The organism is Thalassotalea sp. Sam97, from assembly GCF_041379765.1.
Lineage (GTDB): Bacteria > Pseudomonadota > Gammaproteobacteria > Enterobacterales > Alteromonadaceae > Thalassotalea_A > Thalassotalea_A maritima.
Map to the genome: position 1 here is coordinate 1,393,392 of NZ_CP166919.1, position 21,565 is coordinate 1,414,956.

19 protein-coding genes and 1 riboswitch are annotated in these 21,565 nt (G+C 42.5%); of the genes, 14 read left to right on the top strand and 5 right to left on the bottom strand.

Annotation, left to right across the window (positions count from 1 at the left end; translation table 11 throughout):
- Positions 1–112 precede the first annotated feature (112 nt).
- The 4 genes from ACAX20_RS06150 to gloB form a co-directional block, all read right to left on the bottom strand.
- Positions 113–343: a hypothetical protein gene (locus tag ACAX20_RS06150; protein WP_371189275.1), complete on the bottom strand. Its 231-nt coding sequence runs from the start codon at positions 341–343 to the stop codon at positions 113–115.
- Positions 344–452: 109 nt separating this feature from the next.
- Complete coding sequence (locus tag ACAX20_RS06155) at positions 453–2,036, bottom strand: Na+/H+ antiporter NhaC family protein (RefSeq protein WP_371189276.1); 1,584 nt, start codon at positions 2,034–2,036, stop codon at positions 453–455.
- Between the two features lie 58 nt (positions 2,037–2,094).
- Positions 2,095–2,267, bottom strand: a riboswitch (Lysine riboswitch).
- 206 nt (positions 2,268–2,473) lie between these two features.
- Entirely contained in the window at positions 2,474–4,084 is a 1,611-nt protein-coding gene (locus ACAX20_RS06160) for a LysM peptidoglycan-binding domain-containing protein (protein WP_371189277.1), read from the bottom strand.
- Between the two features lie 92 nt (positions 4,085–4,176).
- Positions 4,177–4,974: a hydroxyacylglutathione hydrolase gene (gene gloB, locus ACAX20_RS06165; protein ID WP_371189278.1), complete on the bottom strand. Its 798-nt coding sequence runs from the start codon at positions 4,972–4,974 to the stop codon at positions 4,177–4,179.
- Positions 4,975–5,070: 96 nt separating this feature from the next.
- Between gloB and ACAX20_RS06170 the strand changes: the two genes are divergently transcribed.
- The 8 genes from ACAX20_RS06170 to ACAX20_RS06205 all read left to right on the top strand — a co-directional run bounded on the left by ACAX20_RS06170 (position 5,071) and on the right by ACAX20_RS06205 (position 11,520).
- The gene (locus ACAX20_RS06170) at positions 5,071–5,817 is read left to right on the top strand and encodes a methyltransferase domain-containing protein (RefSeq protein WP_371189279.1); all 747 of its coding nucleotides are present in this window, start codon (positions 5,071–5,073) and stop codon (positions 5,815–5,817) included.
- A gap of 25 nt (positions 5,818–5,842) precedes the next feature.
- Entirely contained in the window at positions 5,843–7,369 is a 1,527-nt protein-coding gene (locus ACAX20_RS06175; protein ID WP_371189280.1) for an FGGY family carbohydrate kinase, read from the top strand.
- Between the two features lie 210 nt (positions 7,370–7,579).
- Positions 7,580–8,347 carry a Nif3-like dinuclear metal center hexameric protein gene (locus tag ACAX20_RS06180; RefSeq protein WP_371189281.1) on the top strand — a complete coding sequence of 256 codons (768 nt, stop codon included), beginning with the start codon at positions 7,580–7,582 and terminating at the stop codon, positions 8,345–8,347.
- 165 nt (positions 8,348–8,512) lie between these two features.
- Positions 8,513–9,052 carry a cytochrome b gene (locus ACAX20_RS06185; RefSeq protein WP_371189593.1) on the top strand — a complete coding sequence of 180 codons (540 nt, stop codon included), beginning with the start codon at positions 8,513–8,515 and terminating at the stop codon, positions 9,050–9,052.
- A gap of 57 nt (positions 9,053–9,109) precedes the next feature.
- Complete coding sequence (locus ACAX20_RS06190) at positions 9,110–9,670, top strand: YceI family protein (RefSeq protein WP_371189282.1); 561 nt, start codon at positions 9,110–9,112, stop codon at positions 9,668–9,670.
- A 330-nt stretch (positions 9,671–10,000) separates the two neighbouring features.
- Positions 10,001–10,474, top strand: a complete 474-nt coding sequence (locus ACAX20_RS06195) for a hypothetical protein (RefSeq protein ID WP_371189283.1) — start codon at positions 10,001–10,003, stop codon at positions 10,472–10,474.
- A complete protein-coding gene (locus ACAX20_RS06200; protein ID WP_371189284.1) occupies positions 10,471–10,794 on the top strand; it encodes a hypothetical protein in 324 nt (107 codons plus the stop codon). The genes ACAX20_RS06195 and ACAX20_RS06200 overlap by 4 nt, the downstream gene beginning before the upstream one ends.
- Before the next feature lie 201 nt (positions 10,795–10,995).
- The gene (locus tag ACAX20_RS06205) at positions 10,996–11,520 is read left to right on the top strand and encodes a GrpB family protein (protein ID WP_371189285.1); all 525 of its coding nucleotides are present in this window, start codon (positions 10,996–10,998) and stop codon (positions 11,518–11,520) included.
- A gap of 224 nt (positions 11,521–11,744) precedes the next feature.
- Here ACAX20_RS06205 and ACAX20_RS06210 read toward each other — a convergent pair whose 3' ends face one another.
- A complete protein-coding gene (locus ACAX20_RS06210; RefSeq protein WP_371189286.1) occupies positions 11,745–13,640 on the bottom strand; it encodes a DUF885 family protein in 1,896 nt (631 codons plus the stop codon).
- Between the two features lie 225 nt (positions 13,641–13,865).
- Here ACAX20_RS06210 and ACAX20_RS06215 point away from each other — a divergent pair, with 225 nt between their 5' ends.
- From ACAX20_RS06215 to greA, 6 genes are all read left to right on the top strand, one after another.
- Positions 13,866–14,699, top strand: a complete 834-nt coding sequence (locus ACAX20_RS06215) for a M48 family metallopeptidase (protein ID WP_371189287.1) — start codon at positions 13,866–13,868, stop codon at positions 14,697–14,699.
- A 130-nt stretch (positions 14,700–14,829) separates the two neighbouring features.
- Positions 14,830–15,444 carry an FKBP-type peptidyl-prolyl cis-trans isomerase gene (locus ACAX20_RS06220; protein ID WP_371189288.1) on the top strand — a complete coding sequence of 205 codons (615 nt, stop codon included), beginning with the start codon at positions 14,830–14,832 and terminating at the stop codon, positions 15,442–15,444.
- Between the two features lie 150 nt (positions 15,445–15,594).
- Positions 15,595–16,398 (top strand): 4-hydroxy-tetrahydrodipicolinate reductase, encoded by an 804-nt coding sequence (gene dapB / locus ACAX20_RS06225; RefSeq protein ID WP_371189594.1) that lies wholly within the window; start codon positions 15,595–15,597, stop codon positions 16,396–16,398.
- Between the two features lie 289 nt (positions 16,399–16,687).
- Complete coding sequence (gene carA, locus ACAX20_RS06230; RefSeq protein WP_371189289.1) at positions 16,688–17,815, top strand: glutamine-hydrolyzing carbamoyl-phosphate synthase small subunit; 1,128 nt, start codon at positions 16,688–16,690, stop codon at positions 17,813–17,815.
- A 30-nt stretch (positions 17,816–17,845) separates the two neighbouring features.
- Positions 17,846–21,064: a carbamoyl-phosphate synthase large subunit gene (gene carB, locus ACAX20_RS06235; protein WP_371189290.1), complete on the top strand. Its 3,219-nt coding sequence runs from the start codon at positions 17,846–17,848 to the stop codon at positions 21,062–21,064.
- A gap of 3 nt (positions 21,065–21,067) precedes the next feature.
- Positions 21,068–21,544: a transcription elongation factor GreA gene (gene greA, locus ACAX20_RS06240; RefSeq protein WP_371189291.1), complete on the top strand. Its 477-nt coding sequence runs from the start codon at positions 21,068–21,070 to the stop codon at positions 21,542–21,544.
- Positions 21,545–21,565: the final 21 nt, after the last annotated feature.

Here is a 21,565-nt window from a genome sequence, read left to right on the forward strand (position 1 = left end):
GAATGACGTGCAAGGGCTTTTTGTTGTGCGCCAAGACCTAACAACATTGAGATAACAACACGAATAAGACTAGAGATTCACTTCATGTGATAAAGGTGATAGGTTTGAGGCCTTAGCGTTTTGCTAAACACTCACCTTGCTCCATCATCCAGTAGGCAGTGTTGCCGACAACGGCAATCGAACCAGACACTATCGCTGAGACTGGTAATAGCAATCCTGCGCCGACAATTTGACTTAAGAATGCTGCTTTGCAGTCGTGATTGTTTAAGCAGTTTATCGCTTTAAAGTTTCCGAGTTGTTCGACAGTCAACTCAATACGTTTCTTCTCAATTTGGCATGTCATATCAAAAAGCTCAGCGTTAATTGTTAACAGGGTTAACGGCGCTGAGCTTTTTTCGTTTATACGGCTTGAATGCGCTTTATAGTAAAGCGAGTATATCTCGGTTCTTTAGTTACGAAGCATTGGCTTGTTTGTCTTGTTCGTTACCAAGGCTTATCAAGCGCAATAAGCCCACTAGTCCAACAAAGAACAAACTAGTGACTAAAAACGCCATGCTCGTCGATAGGGTAAAGCCAACGACAATAAAGCCAACAGCAGAAATAGCGGCGATAGACAGTGCATACGGCAATTGCGTGGTCACGTGATCAATGTGGTGACAGCGCGCGCCGGTTGACGACAATATGGTGGTATCGGATATCGGCGAGCAGTGATCACCAAATACCGAGCCAGCTAATACTGCCGATAGCATAGGTAGCATCAAGGTAATGTCGGCAGCCGCGGCCATATCGCCAGCAATAGGCAGCATAATTCCGAAAGTGCCCCATGAGGTACCGGTTGAAAATGCCATAAAGCCCGATAAAACAAACAGCAGTACTGGTAGCCACGCTAAGTCGATATTACCTTGCGTTAACGATGACAAATAGCTGCCGGTTTTCATATCGCCGATAACACTACCTATGGTCCAGGCAAACAATAAGATTAAAATCGCACCTAGCATCGAATGCGCGCCATTTTTAGCGGCGATAAAGATATCTTTTGCAGCAATGCGCTGACGCAAAACACTTATCAGTGTCGCCGCAAGGCCGACTAATGCACCATACACCAATGACATTCCCACATCGGTATTTTCAAAAGCTGCGAATAAGTTAAACGCTTTATTATCGCCAGCCAACGCTTGCGCGCCGGTATAAATCATAAAGCCAACGGTGGCAATGACCATGAGCAAAATAGGTAAGATTAAATCACTGGCTTTTGCATTTACTAACGTCGCACTTTTTGGCGTGTTATCTGCCACATCAACTTTTGCTAGATCGTGGCCTTGACTGGCGCTGTGCTCATGACGAGACATTGCCCCGACATTGATATCAAAAATGATCACCGCGAACACCAGTAGCAGGGCAAAAACCGCATAAAAATTCATTGGAATTGCCGCTAAGTAGGCACTTAAAGGTGAATATTCTGTGATCCCATGGGTTGCTAAAATGCCGGCCATAATGGTCATAATGTAGGCACCCCATGATGATAACGGCATTAATATACACATCGGCGCCGCGGTTGAGTCGAGAATATAGGCGAGTTTTGCTCGTGAGACTTTGTACCGATCAGTAACTGGACGAGAGACGGTACCAACTGCAAGTGAGTTAAAGTAGTCGTCGACAAAAATAAAGACGCCAAGAAACGCAGCTAATAACTTAGCACCGCGTTTGCTTTTAATTTTACTCATTGCCCAGTTGGCAAAGGCGAGGGTAGCGCCACTGACGCTTAACAGTGAGGTGATCATGCCAAGTAGCAATAAGAAGGCAATAATGGACATGTTCCAACTGTTGATACCGCCGTCTTCGATAAAGACACCGCCGACAGTCGAGGCGACGTACGAGGCACTACTGAGTAGATCAAAATTGTTGAGTAACAATGCGCCCAATAAAATACCAAGCCCTAAAGCAATAATAACTTTACGGGTGATGATGGCGAGCATCAATGCCAAAAGAGCCGGTAATACCGACAGCATAGAGTGTGAAAAATCGTTTAATTCCATGTGTGTTTCTGTAGTTATAGAAACGCAAAATCGAAGAGTGCAACAGCAGTGTGGCAAGATACTTCGTAGCGCTCCATAGGTTATTACTATGGCAGTGTTACGCTTATTCAACGCAACCCCAACAATGGATGTTGATGCATCACTTTGTTTCGGCGACAAACCCTTTCATCATGACTTATAGGCATCACCCTAACCATGATTACTGATGTGTATCGCACCTCTACTTAATGAACGGTCTGTGTACCGTCTATGTGCTTCATTGTGCATGATATTTTTGAAAAAAACAAAATGCACAGCGAATGCTTGCGCTAATTATAACGGCTGAAAAAGTTTTTTCTGTAATCTAAATGTAAAACTCGCCGACAGGGGTGTAAAAAGCCACAATCGCTGAACGATTGTGGCTTGAATTTACTTATCAATAAGTAGTATTAGAGCCATTAAATACTGGTAATGTTTACTGATAGTTTTAGCATTTGCCCAGGTTGTAGGTATTTGCCTCGATTGAGATTGTTCCATTTTTCAATGTCACCAATCGACACATTAAACTTATTGGCAATACGAGCTAACGAGTCACCTGATTTAACGCGGTAGTTAATGTTGCGAACAACCGTATTTCCTGAGGCACTCTTTTTCGCGTTATCATTAGCGTTGGTCCAAATGGTGAGCTTTTGTCCAAGACGCAACATGTCCTTTGGTGCGAAACCATTCCATTTAGCAATTTGCTTACTACTGACCTTATATTTTTGACCAATATCCCATAGCGTATCGCCTCGTTGCACGGTATGAACCAATTTTTTGCCACTGCCTTTTTTTGAAAGTTTTGACAAACGCACTTGTTCATATGACTTGTAACGATCCAGCGATTGCGTTGCTGTTGGGATCAACAAGTATTTACCGGTGCGAATGCTGTTATCCGCCATGTTGTTGGCTTCTTTGATAACCGTCACCGTTGTGTTAAAACGACGAGCGATTACCGACAAGCTGTCGCCACTCTTGATTCTGTAACGTTGCCAGCTTAAACGGTCTTTTTCTTCCAGTTTTGCAAGGCGCTGTTGAAAAGCCTCCACTTTATTGTTTGGTAACAACAAAGAGTGCGGTCCATCTGGCGCGGTCGCCCAACGGTTAAAACCAGGGTTCAATGCATGTAACTCGTCAACCGTTAAATCAGCCATGTCAGCAGCCAATGCTAAATCGAGCTGTGAGCCAATATCAACCGATGAAATCACCGGCTTGTTGGCAATGGCATATAACTCCACATTAAAGCGTTGTGGGTCTTTTACAATCTCAGCAAGTGCGAGTAATTTTGGCACATAGTCACGCGTTTCTTTTGGCAATTTTAAGTGCCAAAAGTCAGTCGGTTTACCTTTGCGCGCATTGGCTTTCATGGCACGAGACACTCGGCCTTGACCTGAGTTATATGCCGCAAGGGCTAATAACCAGTCGCCGTCAAAGCGTTCGTTTAAGTACTTAAGGTACTTAATGGCAGCTTGCGTTGATGCAGCAACATCACGTCGGCCGTCATACCACCAGTCTTGCTGTAAACCAAATTGTTTACCCGTACCAGATAAAAACTGCCACATACCCGAAGCACTACCGTGTGAATAGGCAAACGGGTCGTAGGCACTTTCTACGACGGGTAATAATACCAACTCAATTGGCATATCATGCTTTTCGAGCTCTTCGGTTACGTAATAGATAAACGGCTCGGCACGCTTTGCCACACGATCTAAGTACTTTTGATGTTTAGCATACCAATTACGGTGTGCGCGTACTTGAGCATTATCTGGAATGTCGAAACTAAGCTGGTTACGAATACGATCCCAGATGTTGTCGACAACGACCAATTCGTCTTGATCGGCCAGTGGAATATCCACATCGTCTTTTGGGTGAATAACGTTCGCTGACTCATCAGCATACAATGCTTCGAAAATATCGACATTGTTAGCGACAATGTTGTCATTTATATTCGATGATGAAGTCGACGGTTGATTAGCGCTTTGACACCCCACTAATACCGCTAATGAAAGGGGAATTAAAATCTTCTTCATGAATTCTCTTATCTACTATTAATGTTGTTATAAGTGGAATCTTGGTACTACTTATAAAACTACGATTAACTGCTTAACAGACTTCAAAAAATTTAGAAGCTGTCTTTCAAAGCGCGCATCATAGCAAAAACTTCCCAGTGTTTGTACGTTTTTTGTTCGTCCAGTTCTCGTTTGGCCTTTAAAACAGCCTGTTCAACAGGGTGTAAATGGGTTCTTAAAAAAGGGTTAATTTGTTTTTCTAAGCCAATGTTTGACGGGATCGTGCGCTCATTTTGAGCTCGTTTTTTTTCTACAATAGTAATGTAATCAGCAAGTTGTTGGTTATCTGGCTCAAGTGTTTCAGCAAAGCGCAAATTCGCTAGTGTATACTCGTGAGCGCAGTAAACATGGGTCGACTCTGGTAATTGTGTTAATTTGTTTAAAGATGTATAGAGCTGCTCAGCACTGCCTTCAAACAGTCTTCCGCAACCCCCAGAGAACAAGGTATCGCCACAGAATAACCAATCTTGGTTATAAAAACCAATGTGCCCTAAGGTGTGGCCGGGTAAATCAATAACGTTCAGTGTTAGTTGATTATCAAATAATTCGACCGTATCGCCTTCTCGTACTTGCACGTCGCTGTGCTGTGTTGCTTCTAACGATGGACCATAGACGCGTAATGAATGTTGTTGTTGATTGGTAAAATCTCGTAACTCACCGACGCCGCCGACATGATCGTTATGGTGATGGGTCAGCAAAATCGATACTAATGTTAAGTGATTTTTCTCTATATATTCGATACATACGTTGGCATCACCCGGATCAACAAGAACGCAATGCTTGCTTGCACTCGAGGTAATACACCATATATAGTTATCGTTGAATGCATCAATGGCCTGGACCTGAAACACAGCGTCTCCTATTGAAAATGGCTTTTTACAGCAGTATACCGTGACTGAAACGACAACAAAAGTCGTAATAGCAACTCGTTTGATTATGGAAAGAATATGAAACCAGCACTGGCGTTTGCACAACTTAAGAAGCCAAAAACGTGGCAAGATATGTCATCTGGTTTGTTGATCAAAAAGCATATTGAGAAATCACTTGAACCATGGTGGCAACGCGCATTTGGCTATCACATGCTCAAACTGGGTCAACTTAGCAGTCAAATAGAGTCACAACAGGCAAAAATACCCCATCAAATCAACGTCTGTGAATCGCCATTAGTCGCCGATGTGGTTGCTGAAATAGATGATTTACCCTTTGTCCAGCAGAGTATCGATTTATGTCTATTAACATTGCAGCTTGAGTACGCGGTAGATCCTCATCATATTCTTCGTGAAGCCGATAGGGTATTAATTGCCAATGGTTATATGGTTATTGCTGGTATTAATCCTTGGTCGTTAGCTGGGGTGAATAAGCTCATACCTTATCGACGTCAGCAATTGCCTTGGCAGGGGCGATTCTTTACGCCGATGCGTGTTAAAGATTGGCTAAATCTACTCGGTTATGAAATTGTCGATGATCAGCGGATTTTATTTTCAGGACTGCATAACAAGCAGCGCGACGATCGTTGGTGGTTTAAAAAATTACAAACAATAGGTCAGTCATATTTGCCATTGTTTTGTTCTGTTTATGTTATTGTTGCTAAAAAGCGGGTTCAGCCTTTAACGCCTATTCGCCCTAAGTGGCAATTACGGCATAAGTTTCGTCCTATTAATGTCTCGACCATTGGCCAAAACCGCCATATCTAATCGTAATAAACATCGTTAAGCTGTGATGAATCAACAACAAACAAACAGATATTATTTAACCGTGGACTTTGGCAGTCAATCATTACGGGCACAGGTGTTTAATGCTCAAGGTGACTGTTTAGCAAAAATCACGGTTGGCGACTTTGAGTATCAGCGATACCAAGGCGGTCAAGTGAATCAACACGTGAGCTGGTTTTATAAGACATTTGTCAGCGCAGTTAAACAGCTTGCGATGCAACTCACGCCGTTATCTTTGTCATTAACCGACATTGATAAAATGACCATTACTTGCATGCGCAACACATTTATCGCGCTAGACGAACAAGGTAAGCCAGTTGATAAAGCCATTGTGTGGCAAGACAATAAAGATGCTCAGCGTGTGCCTAAGTTAAATGTTTTTTACCGAACATTATTCACCATTGCGAACCTCTTTTATCCACTGAATAAAAGCATACGACAATTACAGCAACAGGCGGCGATTAATAAATTTTGTGAGCGAGTCAATGATGCACATCTTCGCATTGATAAAGTCTGTTTATTAGGTGGCTATCTTCATTATCAGCTTACCGATGACTTAGTAGACAGCAGCGCCAGTACCATCAGTCACTTACCGTTAAACTTTAAATCCGGCACTTGGCAACCGTTATGGCACTGGTATTATCAAGCGCTTGCCGTTAAGCCAAAGTGGTTACCAAGACTTTGCCCAAGTGGCGCTGTGATTGGCCGCCCAACGATAGCCGCACAACAGCAAATCGGTTTATCGGCGGGGTGCGATGTTATAGCTGGTGGCGCGGATAAGGTAATGGAGATGTTGGGCAGTGGCTGCTATCGCTCAGGTGATGTTCATATTAGCTTGGGAAGTGCCGTGAGTGTCAGCGTGCTCACAGATAAATTTATTGGTGCAAAACCTTTTTTTCCGGCGTTTCCCTTTGTTGTTAAAGGTTTATATTGTACCGAAATCATGCTCGACTATGGCATGCTGGTGATTTCCGATTTTATCGCCAGCTATCGTGCACATTTAAAGCGCTTATGCTTAACCAGCAAATGGAATACCGCCGAACACGCGCTGACTGACGCCAGCGCCGGTAAATATGAAATCAGCGACAGTGAATTGCTTAGCGATTTAGATAATAGACTGCTCTTGGGTAAGCTAGATGCGGGTTATCACTTTGATTTAACAGGTTATGCTAAATCACGAAACTTTAACACAAACTTACAGCGAATCAATGGCTATAGCCAAGCAGACTTGCCGGTAAATGAGACGCAATATGTTTACCAATATAAAGCGATACTTGATTCACTTGCGGAGCATATTGGTATCGCTCTAGAACGTTTAAAGCACAGGCTTAAGCTGAGTAATATAAATTTATATGTTAGCGGTGGTGGTGCTAACAGCTGCTACTTATTAACCGCAATAGAGCAAACGGCTAAAGCAACTATCGCGGCTACCTGTAAAGATCAAGCCGGCTGTCGTGGTGCTGCGATATTTTTGGCATATCAAGATCATCAATACGCAAGCTTAGAACAAGCCATCAGAGCCTTTAAAAAGTAACAATGCGCTATGGCAAAAGTTATCTAGCGGATATCTAATCAGATTGCTACATATGCATGAAAATCAGTTAAGCCAAGTTTGTTAAACCAAATCAGCTGAGTTAAATCAGTCAAGCCAAATCAATTAAGGTGACTGGTGACAGCCCCAAGATTTTGGTATAACGGGGCGTAACTGTTACTGAGACGTTGAACGAGAGAAGTCCTTTTTATTATGAAACGACAAGAGTTTATGCAATTGCTAAACAGCATTATGCAACCAGAGCGCATTAAAGACTACTGCCCTAATGGTTTGCAGGTACAAGGTAGTGACACGGTAACAAAAATTGTTACCGGGGTAACCGCCTCTAAAGAGCTTATCGATGCGGCAATAGCCCACCAAGCGGATACTATTATTGTTCATCATGGTTACTTTTGGAAAAACGAACCATATCCAATTACCGGTATGAAATACCGTCGTATTAAAGCCTTGATTGATCATAACATCAACTTAATCGCTTACCACTTACCCTTGGATATTCACGAGACTTTAGGTAATAACGTCCAACTTGCAAAGCTGCTGGATATTGTTGATGTGCAGCCACTTGACGATGGCAACCCACTATCAGTGAGTTTAAAAGGCCGTTATCGAGAGGCGATGCCGGCCGATAAAGTCGCCAATAAAATCAGTGCGCGGTTAAATAGACAATGTCTGCATATCGCACCGAGTGCTGCAGACAATGACCAACCGATCACTACATTGGCCTGGTGTACCGGAGGGGGCCAAGGGTTCATTGAGCAAGCAGCAGAGCAGGGGATTGATGCCTTTATTACAGGCGAAGTATCCGAGCAAACAACGCATATTGCCAGAGAAATGGGTATCCACTTTTTTGCAGCGGGTCATCATGCAACAGAGCGTTATGGTGTAAAAGCACTTGCTGATTATTTGCAACAACAATATCAGTTGGATGCCACGTTTATTGATATTGATAATCCAGTGTAAATGCCCCGTGTGATAATTTATCTTATGTGCGAGGGCGCTTGGTGATACGCAAATGCCTTTGTTCTATTTAATCGAATAAACTATGTCAATTTAAGGTATTTAAATTCTACTGAGATTGCTTACAATGAGTTTTATAACCATTTAGCAAGTTATGTGACATTAAAAATGAATAAGCAACAAACAAATCCTACCTATTCAACCCTTGCCAAAGTGCTGCATTGGCTCACCGCATTGACGGTTTTTGCCATGTTTGCTGTCGGTGTGTGGATGGTGGAGTTAGATTATTATTCAAGTTGGTATCGAACTGCACCAAATTATCACAAGAGCGTAGGTATTTTATTAGCGTTACTTGTTATGTTTCGTCTTGTTTATAAAACGTTAAAGCCGCGCGTGCAGGCGATACCTAGCCATAGCAAGCTTGTAAAAACGACCTCGCGACTGGTTCATTATCTATTGTACCTGCTGTTATTAATGTTATTTATTTCGGGTTACTTGATTTCAACTGCCGATGGTCGCGGTATTGAAGTGTTCAATTGGTTTATGGTGCCATCTCTAGGCGAGCTTGTGGCCAATCAAGAAGACATTGCCGGCGAGGTTCACGAGATTATTGCTTACAGCTTGATAGCGTTAGTGATATTGCATGCACTAGCCGCAATTAAGCATCACGTTTTTGATAAAGACGAGACCTTAAAACGTATGCTGTAAACACATACTTGTTATTTACATTACTTATTATTTTACTGTTTGAATAGAGAGCATATTATGAAAAAAACACTATTATCAGGACTTTTGTTAGGATCAATGGCTATGTTACCTGCGCATGCTGCAGATTATCAAATTGATTACCAGGGCGCGCATGCATCAATTAACTTTAAAGTGAAGCACTTAGGCTATAGCTGGCTTACTGGTCGCTTTAACAAGTTCGATGGTCAATTTAGCTATGATGCCGATAACGTAGAGGCGAGTAAAATTACCGTCAATATCGATACTGCGAGTGTTGACTCTAACCACGCAGAGCGTGATAAGCATTTGCGTAACGATGATTTTCTTGATGTCGAAAAGTTCTCTACAGCAAGCTTTGTCAGCAAAAAAGTGATTGATAAAGGCGATAACAAACTTGATATTATTGGCGATTTAACCTTGCAAGGCATTACCAAAGAGTTAATTATTGAAGCAGAAAAAATTGGTGAAGGTGAAGACCCATGGGGCGGTTATCGCGCAGGCTTTGCCGGTACCACATCGATTGAAATGAAAGACTTTGGTTATAAAATGGACTTTGGTGAGATCATTTTCGATTTGCATATTGAAGGCATCCGTCAATAAGCCAATCTAAATTGTCTATTCCACACTGGACACTACACACTCAAAAGGTCTAGCAGCTTATCTTGCTAGGCTTTTTATTATGTCAAAATAGCCCAGCTTAGATCATGAGAACTCGTCTTTTATGACCGCATTGGCGTTAGTTTTTGATCTTGGTCTGTTTGACTTTGGTCTATTTATCAGTAGATTAGATTAAATGGTGAGGTGATAAACTTCTGTGTTAAATGAACGATGGTTACTCGGGTTGAGCCAGAGGGTTATTATCACTGTGGCTAGATAATAAATAGTGAGGTTTTCTCGATGGTGCTTAATCGAGTTGTGATCGACAAGAAAATGATGAAGTTGACTTTGATCTTGTCACTTATGCTTGTTCTATCTGTATTACTTGTTGCTTATGAGAAGCTGTCCTACCTTACGATAATTATCACGCTTGTTTTATATGTCCTTGTGTTACTGGTTTTATTTAAAAAGGTGCAAAGACCATCTGCTGAAATAACAGAGGGAAAGTTATTTATTCATACTGGACTGTTAAACCAACAAGTTATCGATAAGTGTTTGCTAGAATCTGCGAGGTATGAAGTGGGTCATAAACAGCGAATTCAAGATCCATTAGCTCCGTCAGTGTTAGGTATGAAAGCAAGAAAATTCATTGATGCAGAAATGCATGTACTTACCGTTAAATTGAAAGGCTTTAATGAATGGAAAATTTATATTAAGGAAATAGATAATCACATTGATAATCTAAGACTATATAATTTTATTAACGCTAATTTTTATCGCCTAGCTCTAACAAAGAATATTCAATGATTTGGCTAGTCAATATACTTACCGTAATTGCTGCTGTTTATTATGCTATTAACTTGTCGTTAGAAAAAAGAGCTTTCCTTTATTCTATCGCGTTGATCATTTTTGGATTTTTTCTACACATACTTCAAGCATTTTTGAACAGCGCTAAAGGTGAATGTGATTTCGACTTTACTCACAACCTTTTGTTAACCATTGATAATTGTATCGATTATCAATCCGGTAGTATGATCATACCTCAAGCCATTATTTTAGCAGGCTTTGTCGTTATATTTGTTAGGTTAGCGTTGAAAGCTAATAAGCAAATAAATCAGAATCAATAACCGTTATCGGCTTGCTTGTTATTCGACAGCATTAGCTCGTCAATCCAAAATCCATGTATATTAGAACTTGCTAGCAGGCACATATCGCCACGGTTACGTTAGTCGCAAATATAGCGTTCTCTATTATAAGTAATAAGGCAGTATTACTGAGTCGCCGGCATAATGAGTTGTGAGGTAGTGGACAGTAGCAACGGAGGAAAAATGAGTATTCGAGTGATTCAAATCGTTGACTACGATCCCAGTTGGCAGACAAAGTTTGCAAGTGAGAAGCTATTGCTAGCACAAGCGATTGGATCTAATGCAATAAACATTGAACATATTGGCAGCACATCAGTTATTGGTTTATCGGCAAAACCTGTTATTGATATTCTGATTGAAGTTTCAAGCTTAACAGAGCTCGATGGTGCTAACGAAAAACTTGAAGCACTCGGTTATAAAGTCAAAGGAGAAAATGGCATTTCTGGGCGTCGATATTTTCAAAAAGGGGGCAACCGGCGAAGTCATCACGTTCATGCATTTCAATCAAATAACTTACACCTGATCAGGCATATAGCGTTTAGGGAATACCTAATAGCGAACCCTGAATTGGCTTCAAGGTATGGCACAATAAAAAAACAAGCTGCGTCTCAGTGCAAAAACAATATAAATACGTATATGGCTCTAAAAAATGACTTTATCGAAAAGCATGAAAAATTAGCTGTTGAGTGGTTTAAAAACGACCAATGACTGATGGGTAGTTTTATAAATCATGCTAGGCAATACGCCTCCCTAGTAATATCGACAGTTAGTTAACGTTAATATAGAGCGTTTTACGCGCTAAGTATGGGCATTGAGTTTGCGCACTGGGTATGAGCACTGAATTTTGACACATAGTTTTGGCTGTGAGCTTTTGCCTCTGAGCTTGGTATAGAACTTTCGATTGAGCTGTTTAGTCGATTATTATCTTTCTGTCATTCACCGCTTATCCAGTAGTTAATGTAGGTATCCAACATGGGTAAAGGTAGCGCACCGTTTTGCAGCACCATGTCATGAAAGGTACTGATATTAAAACGTCGATTTAATACGCTTTTTGCGTAATCGCGAAGGCCGATAATTCGCAGCATACCGATTTTTGCCGCCAGTGCTTGACCAGGCAAAGCGATGCAGTATGTCACATGTTGCCGCGCTTCTTGCCTCGTAATTCCTACCTGATCGATGAGATAGTTTATCGCCTTATCTTCATCCCATTGTTGCGAATGAATACCAGTGTCAATAACCAATAATGCCGATGCGAGTAACTCAGACTGTAGACGACCGAGATTGCCATAAGGGTTATGCTCGTACATTCCCATTTTATAGGCAACGCGCTCAGCATACAGAGCCCAACCTTGGATAAACGCTTGGTATGGGACGAGCAGGCGTAGGTTAGGTACATGAGTTTGTTGTAATTGTACGTGATGTTGCCAATGCTGCCCTGGAACCGTTTGCTTATGTATCATTGTCGATACTCGAAACGCTGGAAGTAGGCTCAGTTTTTGTTTATTTATCACTAGATTTGCAGGCCTATCACCATGAATAAACGCGGGCTGATAGTTTATAAGTGGAGCAATCGAAGCGATTGGTTCACTTACAGAAGAAATGGTTAAGTGTAGCTCCTTATCAACGTTAAAATAATCGTGGAGCTTGTCATTGGTGTCTGCAATTAACGAGACAACGTCAGTTATTTCGCTTGTTTCTGCGCCCCTTAGGGGCACGATATTGCGAGCTTCAATCGCCACTGATTGGTCATTGAGAACTGTGTTTTTATTTTCTGTATTAGCATGACGATTAGAGGAATCAGTGGCAAAACGTGCTTCTGTGGCAAGTGCTTTAAGTCTGCTTGCAACACTGCCTTGTACATACCCTAAGCGTGTTAAGATGGAGTCGATATCGGTGGTTAATCGGTTAACTTCGGTGACGCCTAATTGATGTATTTGCTCAGCGTCGAGGTTGGTGTTTAACTGCTGAACAAGGACATATTGGTAAAGCTCTTTGCCAGTTGCTTGTGTCGATAATCCAATAGCAGTTGGCGCTTCATGTCGGTAGTGAGCTAACGAGTCGATAATTTTCTGATAGGCCGGCTGCAATTTCTCGCTGATGATCTTAGCGGCTTGTTGTAACAGTTGCTGTTGCTCGTCCTTTGTTAACGACGAGCTATCAAGTTTATGTTGCAGTTGGCGGTATAATATGTGTTTGTCAGTTTGCGGCTCGGCAAAGGTAGCTAACTTACTTTTACTCGCATCAATGATGGTTTTTGGTGGTAACCAACCTTGCTGTGCTTCGCTGACAAAGTGCTCTTTAACTTGGTCAATCTGTTGCGCCATTTTTGAGAGTAGCAACAGATAAAGCTCTGCGTTGACCATATTTTTAATGTCTAATTTATATTCAAATAGATTGATAGCTTCAACGACTGGGTTGGTTATAGGGTTGATGACAAACGGCAAGTGGCCGTAATTGGCATCAATATAACCAATATCGTGATCAGGTGAGCCAGCAAAGCGTAAAAATACATCTGCCATTAATAGCCGATTTTCTTCGTCGTGAACGTCTTGTTGGGGACTGGCCTGACTCAGTAATGTGCCGTATTCGTTCATTTTCGCGCGAAATACGAGCCCTTGCCTGCGATTGTAATTATTCAAATTTTCATCGGTGTCGACGCCTGTTTGCTTATCGGCAACACCTAAGCGCTGGCCCATTTGCGGTCGATACAAGAATACATCTTGACTGCCTTGGTTGATGACTTCATTTACGTTAATTCGCTCACTTTCGGCGACAACACCCAGCACATCAAGCTTGGGTTGCTCAATGAGTTTTACTTCGGTGATCACAGTTTCTTTCTCCGAGCAACCACTGGTAAGGAGTAACCACAATGTGATCGGGATTATGACGTAGGGAGATCGATTGTTATTCATTATGCCTTGGATGTCGTGTATGTATTATGTTGCTATCGGTTTATTAAGTGTAGAGCGAAAATGACAAGCAAATAGGAAGAAGTTGTTGATATCGTGTATTAAACTAATAGCTAAGGTGAACAAACTAGGGAACTTCAGGTTATGAACTTGACCGTTACAAAACTTGCTTTATCAGTGGCACTTATTGCTGTGCTGAGCTCCTGTGCAAAGTCGTCTACTGGGCGTAATCAACTTTTACTGCATTCATCAGATGATCTAGACAAAATGGGAATTCAGTCGTTTGCACAGATGAAACAACAAATTCCAATCAGCAAAGATGCCAAGGTTAACGAATTTGTGATGTGTGTGGCTGATGCAATAACGCCTAATGTTAATTCATCAGTACACCAAGGCGATTGGGAGGTTGTGGTCTTTGATTCGGAACAAATCAATGCATTTGCCTTACCCGGAGGTAAAATAGGCGTTTACACCGGTATTTTAAATGTGACTGAAGATGCCGACCAATTAGCCGCTATCATAGGTCATGAAGTTGGTCATGTGATTGAACAACATTCCAATGAACGGTTATCGTCAAATCAAATGTCACAAATTGGTTTGGTGGTAGCCGGTGTGGCAATGAGTGCAAGCGATGTGGATAATAGCGCCTTGATTTTAGCTGGGTTAGGACTTGGCGTGCAATACGGTATTATTATGCCGTACGGTCGTGCTCATGAAACCGAAGCGGATATTGTTGGTCAAAAGCTGATGGCGGAATCAGGGTTTAACCCGCAAGCGGCGGTAAAACTATGGGAAAACATGGGCAAAGTATCAAAAAGTGCACCGCCGGAGTTTTTTTCAACCCACCCATCGCACGGCACCCGAATTAATAACTTAAGTAAAAACTTAGCTGTTACTGAGCCTATTTATGCTGCTCAAACGAATCGTCCTTCATGTCCAAAGCCGACAATTCCTACACCTAAGAAAGCGGCATCGTAATGCGTTAATGTAACACAATTGCTAATAAGGTTATTGTACTGTAGATAAAGCCGGGTTTTTCCCGGTTTGCCTTTTTAGGTCTGCAAGTTTGTGATACACTGCGCGGCGATTTTAATAAGGATAACTTCACATGTCAGAATTTACTTCAATTGAACAACGCGTAAGTTACGGCGTAGGTCGTCAGTTAGGTGACCAATTACGTAACAACCCATTTAAAGAATTTGATGTAGCTGCTGTACAAGCAGGTATTGCTGATGCATTAGCTGGTGCTGCTAGCCAAGTAAGCCAAGAAGACTTACAAGAAGCATTTACTGTTGTATCTAAAAAATTGCAAGAGCAAGAAGCTGAATTAGCAAAAGAGCTTGCTGCAGAGGGTGAAGCTTACCTTGCGAAAAACGCTGAGCGTGAAGAAGTAACAGTGACAGAATCTGGTCTTCAATTTGAAGTACTTGTTGAAGGTGACGGCGAAATGCCAACAGCTGCGAGCACGGTTCGCACTCACTACCACGGTACTTTTATCGACGGTAAAGTGTTTGATTCATCATATGATCGTGGTCAACCAGCTGAGTTCCCAGTGCAAGGCGTAATTGCTGGCTGGACTGAAGCTCTGCAAATGATGAAAGTAGGTTCTAAGTACCGTCTACACGTACCATACAACCTAGCATACGGCGAGCGTGGCTCTCAAGGCGCGATCCCTCCATACGCAACGTTGGTATTTGACGTTGAGTTATTAGCTATTTTGTAGCAGAGAAAACGGGGTTTTTACCCCGTTTTTTTTTGGTTAAAAATAGCCCGCTTTAGGTCGGTAAATCGGTAAATCATAAAATAACTAAACGATGTGACCAAAATGCGTTAATTTGGATAGATTCTCACGATCGATACAGGGTAGATAAAAATAATGATAAAAGTTGCTATTTTAGGCTGCGCTGGCCGCATGGGCCGCAATCTGTTGCAAGCCGCAATCGAAGATAAAAGCATTGAACTTGTTGGTGGAACCGTACGAGCAGATAATAGCTTGATTGGCGTCGATGCCGGTGAATTATGTGGTTTAGGCAAACAAAATGCACCTATTAGCTCAGATATTAATGACTTAGGTGCTGCCGATGTATTTATAGACTTTACCAGCATAGAGTCTACCAAACAGCACATATCATGGTGTAATCAGCACCAGAAAGCCCTTGTGATTGGCACCACTGGATTTAGTGATAGCGAAGTTCAGCACTTACAACAGTCTGCCTTGGATATTGCTGTTGTACTTGCGCCCAATACCAGTATCGGCGTCAACCTACTCTTTAAATTAGCGCAAATGGCTGCCCAAGTGGTGGGCGATGATAGTGATATCGAAATCTTAGAAGCGCATCATCGCTTTAAAAAAGATGCACCGTCTGGTACCGCAGTGAAACTCGGTCAAGTGATTGCCGATACCTTAGACAGGGATCTAAACGAGGTCGCTGTTTATGGTCGTGAAGGTATTACATCGGAGCGAGATAAACATACCATCGGTTTTGCTACGGTGCGGGCAGGCGATATCGTCGGTGAACATACTGCTTTATTTGCCAATTTAGGCGAGCGTCTTGAATTAACGCATAAGGCCACATCAAGAATGACCTTTGCTTTAGGGGCAATGCGCGCGGCTAAATGGCTCGCCCAAGCTGACATTGGCTTTTACGATATGCAAGATGTACTAGGCCTTAAATAAGCTATACCAAAAACGGTTAAATAATGTAACTTCGGTTACGATTTTTCGCCCAAAATACCCTTTGAAAAATGGATAAATGTTTGTTTTTCGGGGTTTGGTGTGAAAATCACAACTAAGTTCTCAAATTGTATTAATTTGTTATGGACGAAATCGTTCTAACATCGTAGAATGCGCGGAATTTGCCAGAAATTCCAACGCGGTGTTAGACGGCTTAATAAATGGGAAGTATCGAGTTGGTAGCCCAATACTTTTCAATTAATGACTACATTTCTTCATTATGGAGGTTAAATTGACTAAATCTGCCATTTTAGTGCTCGAAGACGGCACGGTATTTAAAGGGACAGCCATAGGTGCGACAGGCACGTCAGTGGGTGAAGTTGTATTTAATACAGCGATGACAGGCTATCAAGAAATTCTTACCGACCCTTCTTACGCAGAACAGATAGTCACTTTGACATATCCGCATATTGGTAACGTAGGTACCAATAGCGAAGACGAAGAATCAGGTGATATTGTTGCAAAAGGCCTGATCATTCGTGATTTACCATTGTTAACCAGTAACTTCCGTAGCGAAAAGTCGCTAACGGAATACTTAGTTGATAATAACATCCTAGGTATCGCCGACATTGATACCCGTAAGTTAACCCGAATTCTACGTGAAAAGGGTGCGCAAAACGGTTGTATCATGGCGGGTGATGATCTAGACGAAGCTACAGCTTTAGAAAAAGCCAAAGCATTCCCTGGTTTAAAAGGCATGGACTTGGCCAAAGTTGTTAGTACCAAAGACGCGTATGAATGGACAGAAGGTAGCTGGCAGCTTGGTAAAGGCCATGTGACGCCTGAAACGTTTAAACATCACGTTGTGGCTTATGACTTTGGTGCTAAGCGCAACATCTTACGCATGTTAGTTGACCGTGGTTGTAAGTTAACGGTTGTACCAGCACAAACACCAGCTGAAGATGTTTTAGCGATGAATCCTGATGGTATCTTCTTATCAAATGGCCCTGGCGATCCGGAGCCGTGTGATTATGCGATTAATGCCATCAAATCATTCCTAGAAACGGATATCCCGGTATTTGGTATTTGTTTAGGTCACCAATTATTAGGCTTAGCAAGTGGCGCACAAACTGTAAAAATGAAGTTTGGTCACCACGGTGCGAACCACCCAGTAAAAGATTTAGACAATAACGTGGTGATGATCACCTCACAAAACCACGGTTTTGCAGTTGATGAAGACACCTTACCTGAGAACCTAAAAGCGACTCACAAATCGCTATTTGATGGTTCATTACAAGGTATCCACCGTACAGATAAGCCTGCGTTTAGTTTCCAAGGCCACCCAGAAGCGAGCCCTGGTCCACACGATGCAGCGCCATTGTTCGATCACTTCATCGAACTTATTGAACAACGTAAATAAGCTTAATCACTGAATAGATAGAGTAAAGAAATGCCAAAACGTACTGACATAAAAAGTATTCTTATTTTAGGTGCCGGCCCGATCGTTATTGGTCAGGCTTGTGAGTTTGACTATTCAGGTGCACAAGCGTGTAAAGCCCTTCGCGAAGAAGGTTACCGTGTTATCTTGGTTAACTCGAACCCGGCAACCATCATGACCGACCCAGAGATGGCTGATGCAACTTACATTGAGCCAATTCACTGGGAAGTGGTGCGTAACATCATTGATAAAGAGCGTCCAGATGCGATCTTACCGACCATGGGCGGTCAAACCGCTCTAAACTGTGCGCTAGAGCTAGAAAGCAAAGGCGTATTAGCTGAGTTTGGTGTTGAAATGATCGGCGCAACGGCTGATGCAATCGATAAAGCAGAAGACCGTTCACGTTTCGACAAAGCGATGAAAAACATCGGCTTAGACACGCCAAAAGCAGAAATCGTACACTCAATGGAAGAAGCGTTTGCCACCAGCGAGCGCATTGGTTTTCCATGTATTATCCGTCCATCATTTACCATGGGTGGTACTGGTGGTGGTATTGCATACAACCGCGAAGAGTTTGAAACCATCTGTACCCGTGGTTTGGATTTATCACCAACCAACGAGTTATTGATTGATGAGTCATTAATCGGTTGGAAAGAATACGAGATGGAAGTGGTTCGTGACAAAAACGACAACTGTATCATCATCTGTTCAATCGAAAACTTTGACCCTATGGGTATCCATACGGGTGACTCAATCACCGTAGCGCCAGCGCAAACGTTAACTGATAAAGAATACCAATTAATGCGTAACGCATCGGTTGCGGTACTGCGTGAGATTGGTGTTGAAACTGGCGGGTCAAACGTACAGTTTGGTGTATGTCCAGATACTGGTCGCATGGTTATCATCGAGATGAACCCACGTGTATCACGTTCATCTGCACTTGCATCAAAAGCAACCGGTTTCCCAATTGCTAAGATCGCCGCCAAGCTTGCGGTAGGTTACACCTTAGATGAGCTAAGCAACGACATTACAGGTGGCGCAACACCGGCATCGTTTGAGCCGACCATCGATTACGTTGTGACTAAGATCCCTCGCTTTAACTTTGAAAAGTTCGCCGGCTCTGAAGATCGTCTAACCACGCAAATGAAATCTGTTGGTGAGGTAATGGCGATTGGTCGTAACCAACAAGAGTCAATGCAAAAAGCATTGCGTGGTCTTGAAGTGGGCATGAACGGTTTTGACTCATTAGTTGATGTAACTAAACCTGGTGCGAAAACCAAAATCATGCACGAGCTACAAGAAGCTGGCGCAGATCGTATTTGGTACGTAGCAGACGGCTTCCGTTTAGGCCTAACGGTTGATGATATCTTCCGTTTAACCAAAATTGACCGTTGGTTCCTAGTACAAATCGAAGACATCGTTAAAGAAGAGCAACTTGTTGCTGAAGGTGGTTTATCGTCATTAACACCTGAATACCTGCGCAAGTTAAAGCGTAAAGGTTTCTCTGACAAGCGCCTAGCTGACATCATCGGTGTTGCCGAGTCTGAAATTCGTCGCAAGCGTGTTGCAGCTGATATTTACCCAGTATACAAGCGCGTAGATACGTGTGCAGCAGAGTTTAGCTCAGATACCGCTTACATGTATTCAACGTACGATGAAGAGTGTGAAGCGAACCCGTCTGATAAAGACAAGATCATGATCATCGGTGGCGGTCCTAACCGTATCGGTCAAGGTATTGAGTTCGATTACTGTTGTGTTCATGCGGCATTAGCGCTTCGTGAAGACGGTTACGAAACCATTATGGTTAACTGTAACCCAGAAACGGTATCAACCGATTACGACACATCAGATCGCTTGTACTTTGAACCAATTACCTTTGAAGATGTACTAGAAATCGTTCGTGTTGAAAAACCAAAAGGCGTTATCGTGCAATACGGTGGTCAAACACCACTTAAACTAGCGCGTGCTTTAGAAGCGGCCGGCGTACCAATTATTGGTACCTCACCAGATGCGATTGACCGTGCTGAAGACCGTGAGCGCTTCCAAGCGGCAGTTGAGCGTTTAGGTTTATTACAACCAGAAAACGCGACAGTCACATCGCTTGAAGAAGCGGTAGCTAAATCAAAAGAAATCGGCTTCCCATTGGTTGTACGTCCATCATACGTACTAGGTGGTCGTGCGATGGAAATCGTTTACGATGAAGCGGATTTACGTCGCTACATGACTGACGCGGTAAGCGTATCAAACGAAGCGCCAGTATTGCTTGACCACTTCCTTGATGATGCGATTGAAGTTGATATCGATGTTATCTGTGATGGTGAAAACGTGGTGTTTGGCGGCATTATGCAACACATCGAACAAGCTGGTGTTCACTCTGGTGACTCAGCATGTTCATTACCACCTTACAGCATCAGCGAAGACATTCAACAGGTCATGCGCGAGCAAGTAAAAGCACTCGCTTTTGAACTTGGCGTTATCGGCTTGATGAACACGCAAATGGCGGTTAAAGATGGCGAGGTTTACCTAATCGAAGTGAACCCACGTGCCGCACGTACGGTACCATTTGTATCAAAAGCGACTAGCGTGCCATTAGCTAAAGTAGCCGCTCGTGTTATGGCAGGTACTTCGTTAGTAGAACAAGGTATTACGGAAGAAGTTATCCCAGATTACTTCTCAGTGAAAGAAGTTGTTATTCCATTTAACAAGTTCCACGGTTCAGATCCACTGGTTGGCCCAGAAATGCGCTCAACAGGTGAGGTTATGGGAACGGGTGAGACCTTTGAAGAAGCTTACGCCAAAGCAAACTTAGGCGCTGGTATTGAATTGCCTAAAGCTGGTCGTGCGCTTATTTCAGTTCGTAACTCTGATAAAGAGCGTGTGGTTGAGTTAGCGCGTCAGTTAATCGACTTAGGCTTTAAGTTGGATGCCACACACGGCACTGCAATCATCTTGGGTGAAGCCGATATTCCTGTACGATTAGTGAACAAAGTACACGAAGGTCGTCCACATATTGTTGATAGAATTAAAAATGGCGAGTACAGTTATATAATTAACACTACCGAAGGTCGTAAGGCGATCGAAGATTCGAAAGAAATCCGTGGTAGTGCACTTCGTTATAAAGTAACCTATACAACAACATTAAATGCTGCGTTTGCTGCTTGTATGGCACACGCTGCAGACGATAGAACTACTGTAAGCTCTATCCAAGAATTGCATAAAAGGTGTAAATAAAAAATGAGCCAATTTCCAATGACGGTTCAAGGTGCAGAAGCTTTAAAAGAAGAGCTAACGTATCTAAAATCGGTTAAACGTCCAGCGATCGTGCAAGCGATCGCCGAGGCGCGCGAGCACGGCGACTTAAAAGAAAATGCTGAATATCACGCCGCGCGTGAAGAGCAGGGGTTTTGTGAAGGTCGTATTCAGGAAATCGAAGGTAAACTAGGTAACGCGCAGATCATTGATATCAGCAAGCTTCCAAATAATCAGAAAGTGATTTTTGGTGTTACTGTTACCTTGTTAAACATCGATACTGATGAAGAAGTCACTTACAAAATTGTTGGTGACGATGAAGCGGATATCAAAAATAATTTGATCAGCATCAGCTCACCGATTGCAAGAGCTCTAATTGGTAAAGAAGTCGACTCTGAAGTAGAAGTATCTACACCGCGTGGAAAAGTAGAATACGAGATTATTTCAGTAGAACATATTTAATACGATATCGTATTAAGAATA

What these genes read in the sequence shown, in the direction of transcription:
- ACAX20_RS06190 (WP_371189282.1), top strand. Translation starts at nt 9,110, where the DNA reads ATGAAAAAAACACTATTATCAGGACTTTTGTTAGGATCAATGGCTATG.
- greA (WP_371189291.1), top strand. Translation starts at nt 21,068, where the DNA reads ATGAGCCAATTTCCAATGACGGTTCAAGGTGCAGAAGCTTTAAAAGAA.
- ACAX20_RS06195 (WP_371189283.1), top strand. Translation starts at nt 10,001, where the DNA reads ATGATGAAGTTGACTTTGATCTTGTCACTTATGCTTGTTCTATCTGTA.
- carB (WP_371189290.1), top strand. Translation starts at nt 17,846, where the DNA reads ATGCCAAAACGTACTGACATAAAAAGTATTCTTATTTTAGGTGCCGGC.
- ACAX20_RS06185 (WP_371189593.1), top strand. Translation starts at nt 8,513, where the DNA reads ATGAATAAGCAACAAACAAATCCTACCTATTCAACCCTTGCCAAAGTG.
- ACAX20_RS06160 (WP_371189277.1), bottom strand. Translation starts at nt 4,084, where the DNA reads ATGAAGAAGATTTTAATTCCCCTTTCATTAGCGGTATTAGTGGGGTGT.
- ACAX20_RS06155 (WP_371189276.1), bottom strand. Translation starts at nt 2,036, where the DNA reads ATGGAATTAAACGATTTTTCACACTCTATGCTGTCGGTATTACCGGCT.
- ACAX20_RS06220 (WP_371189288.1), top strand. Translation starts at nt 14,830, where the DNA reads ATGTCAGAATTTACTTCAATTGAACAACGCGTAAGTTACGGCGTAGGT.
- ACAX20_RS06205 (WP_371189285.1), top strand. Translation starts at nt 10,996, where the DNA reads ATGAGTATTCGAGTGATTCAAATCGTTGACTACGATCCCAGTTGGCAG.
- ACAX20_RS06175 (WP_371189280.1), top strand. Translation starts at nt 5,843, where the DNA reads ATGAATCAACAACAAACAAACAGATATTATTTAACCGTGGACTTTGGC.
- ACAX20_RS06215 (WP_371189287.1), top strand. Translation starts at nt 13,866, where the DNA reads ATGAACTTGACCGTTACAAAACTTGCTTTATCAGTGGCACTTATTGCT.
- ACAX20_RS06180 (WP_371189281.1), top strand. Translation starts at nt 7,580, where the DNA reads ATGAAACGACAAGAGTTTATGCAATTGCTAAACAGCATTATGCAACCA.
- ACAX20_RS06200 (WP_371189284.1), top strand. Translation starts at nt 10,471, where the DNA reads ATGATTTGGCTAGTCAATATACTTACCGTAATTGCTGCTGTTTATTAT.
- ACAX20_RS06170 (WP_371189279.1), top strand. Translation starts at nt 5,071, where the DNA reads ATGAAACCAGCACTGGCGTTTGCACAACTTAAGAAGCCAAAAACGTGG.
- ACAX20_RS06150 (WP_371189275.1), bottom strand. Translation starts at nt 343, where the DNA reads ATGACATGCCAAATTGAGAAGAAACGTATTGAGTTGACTGTCGAACAA.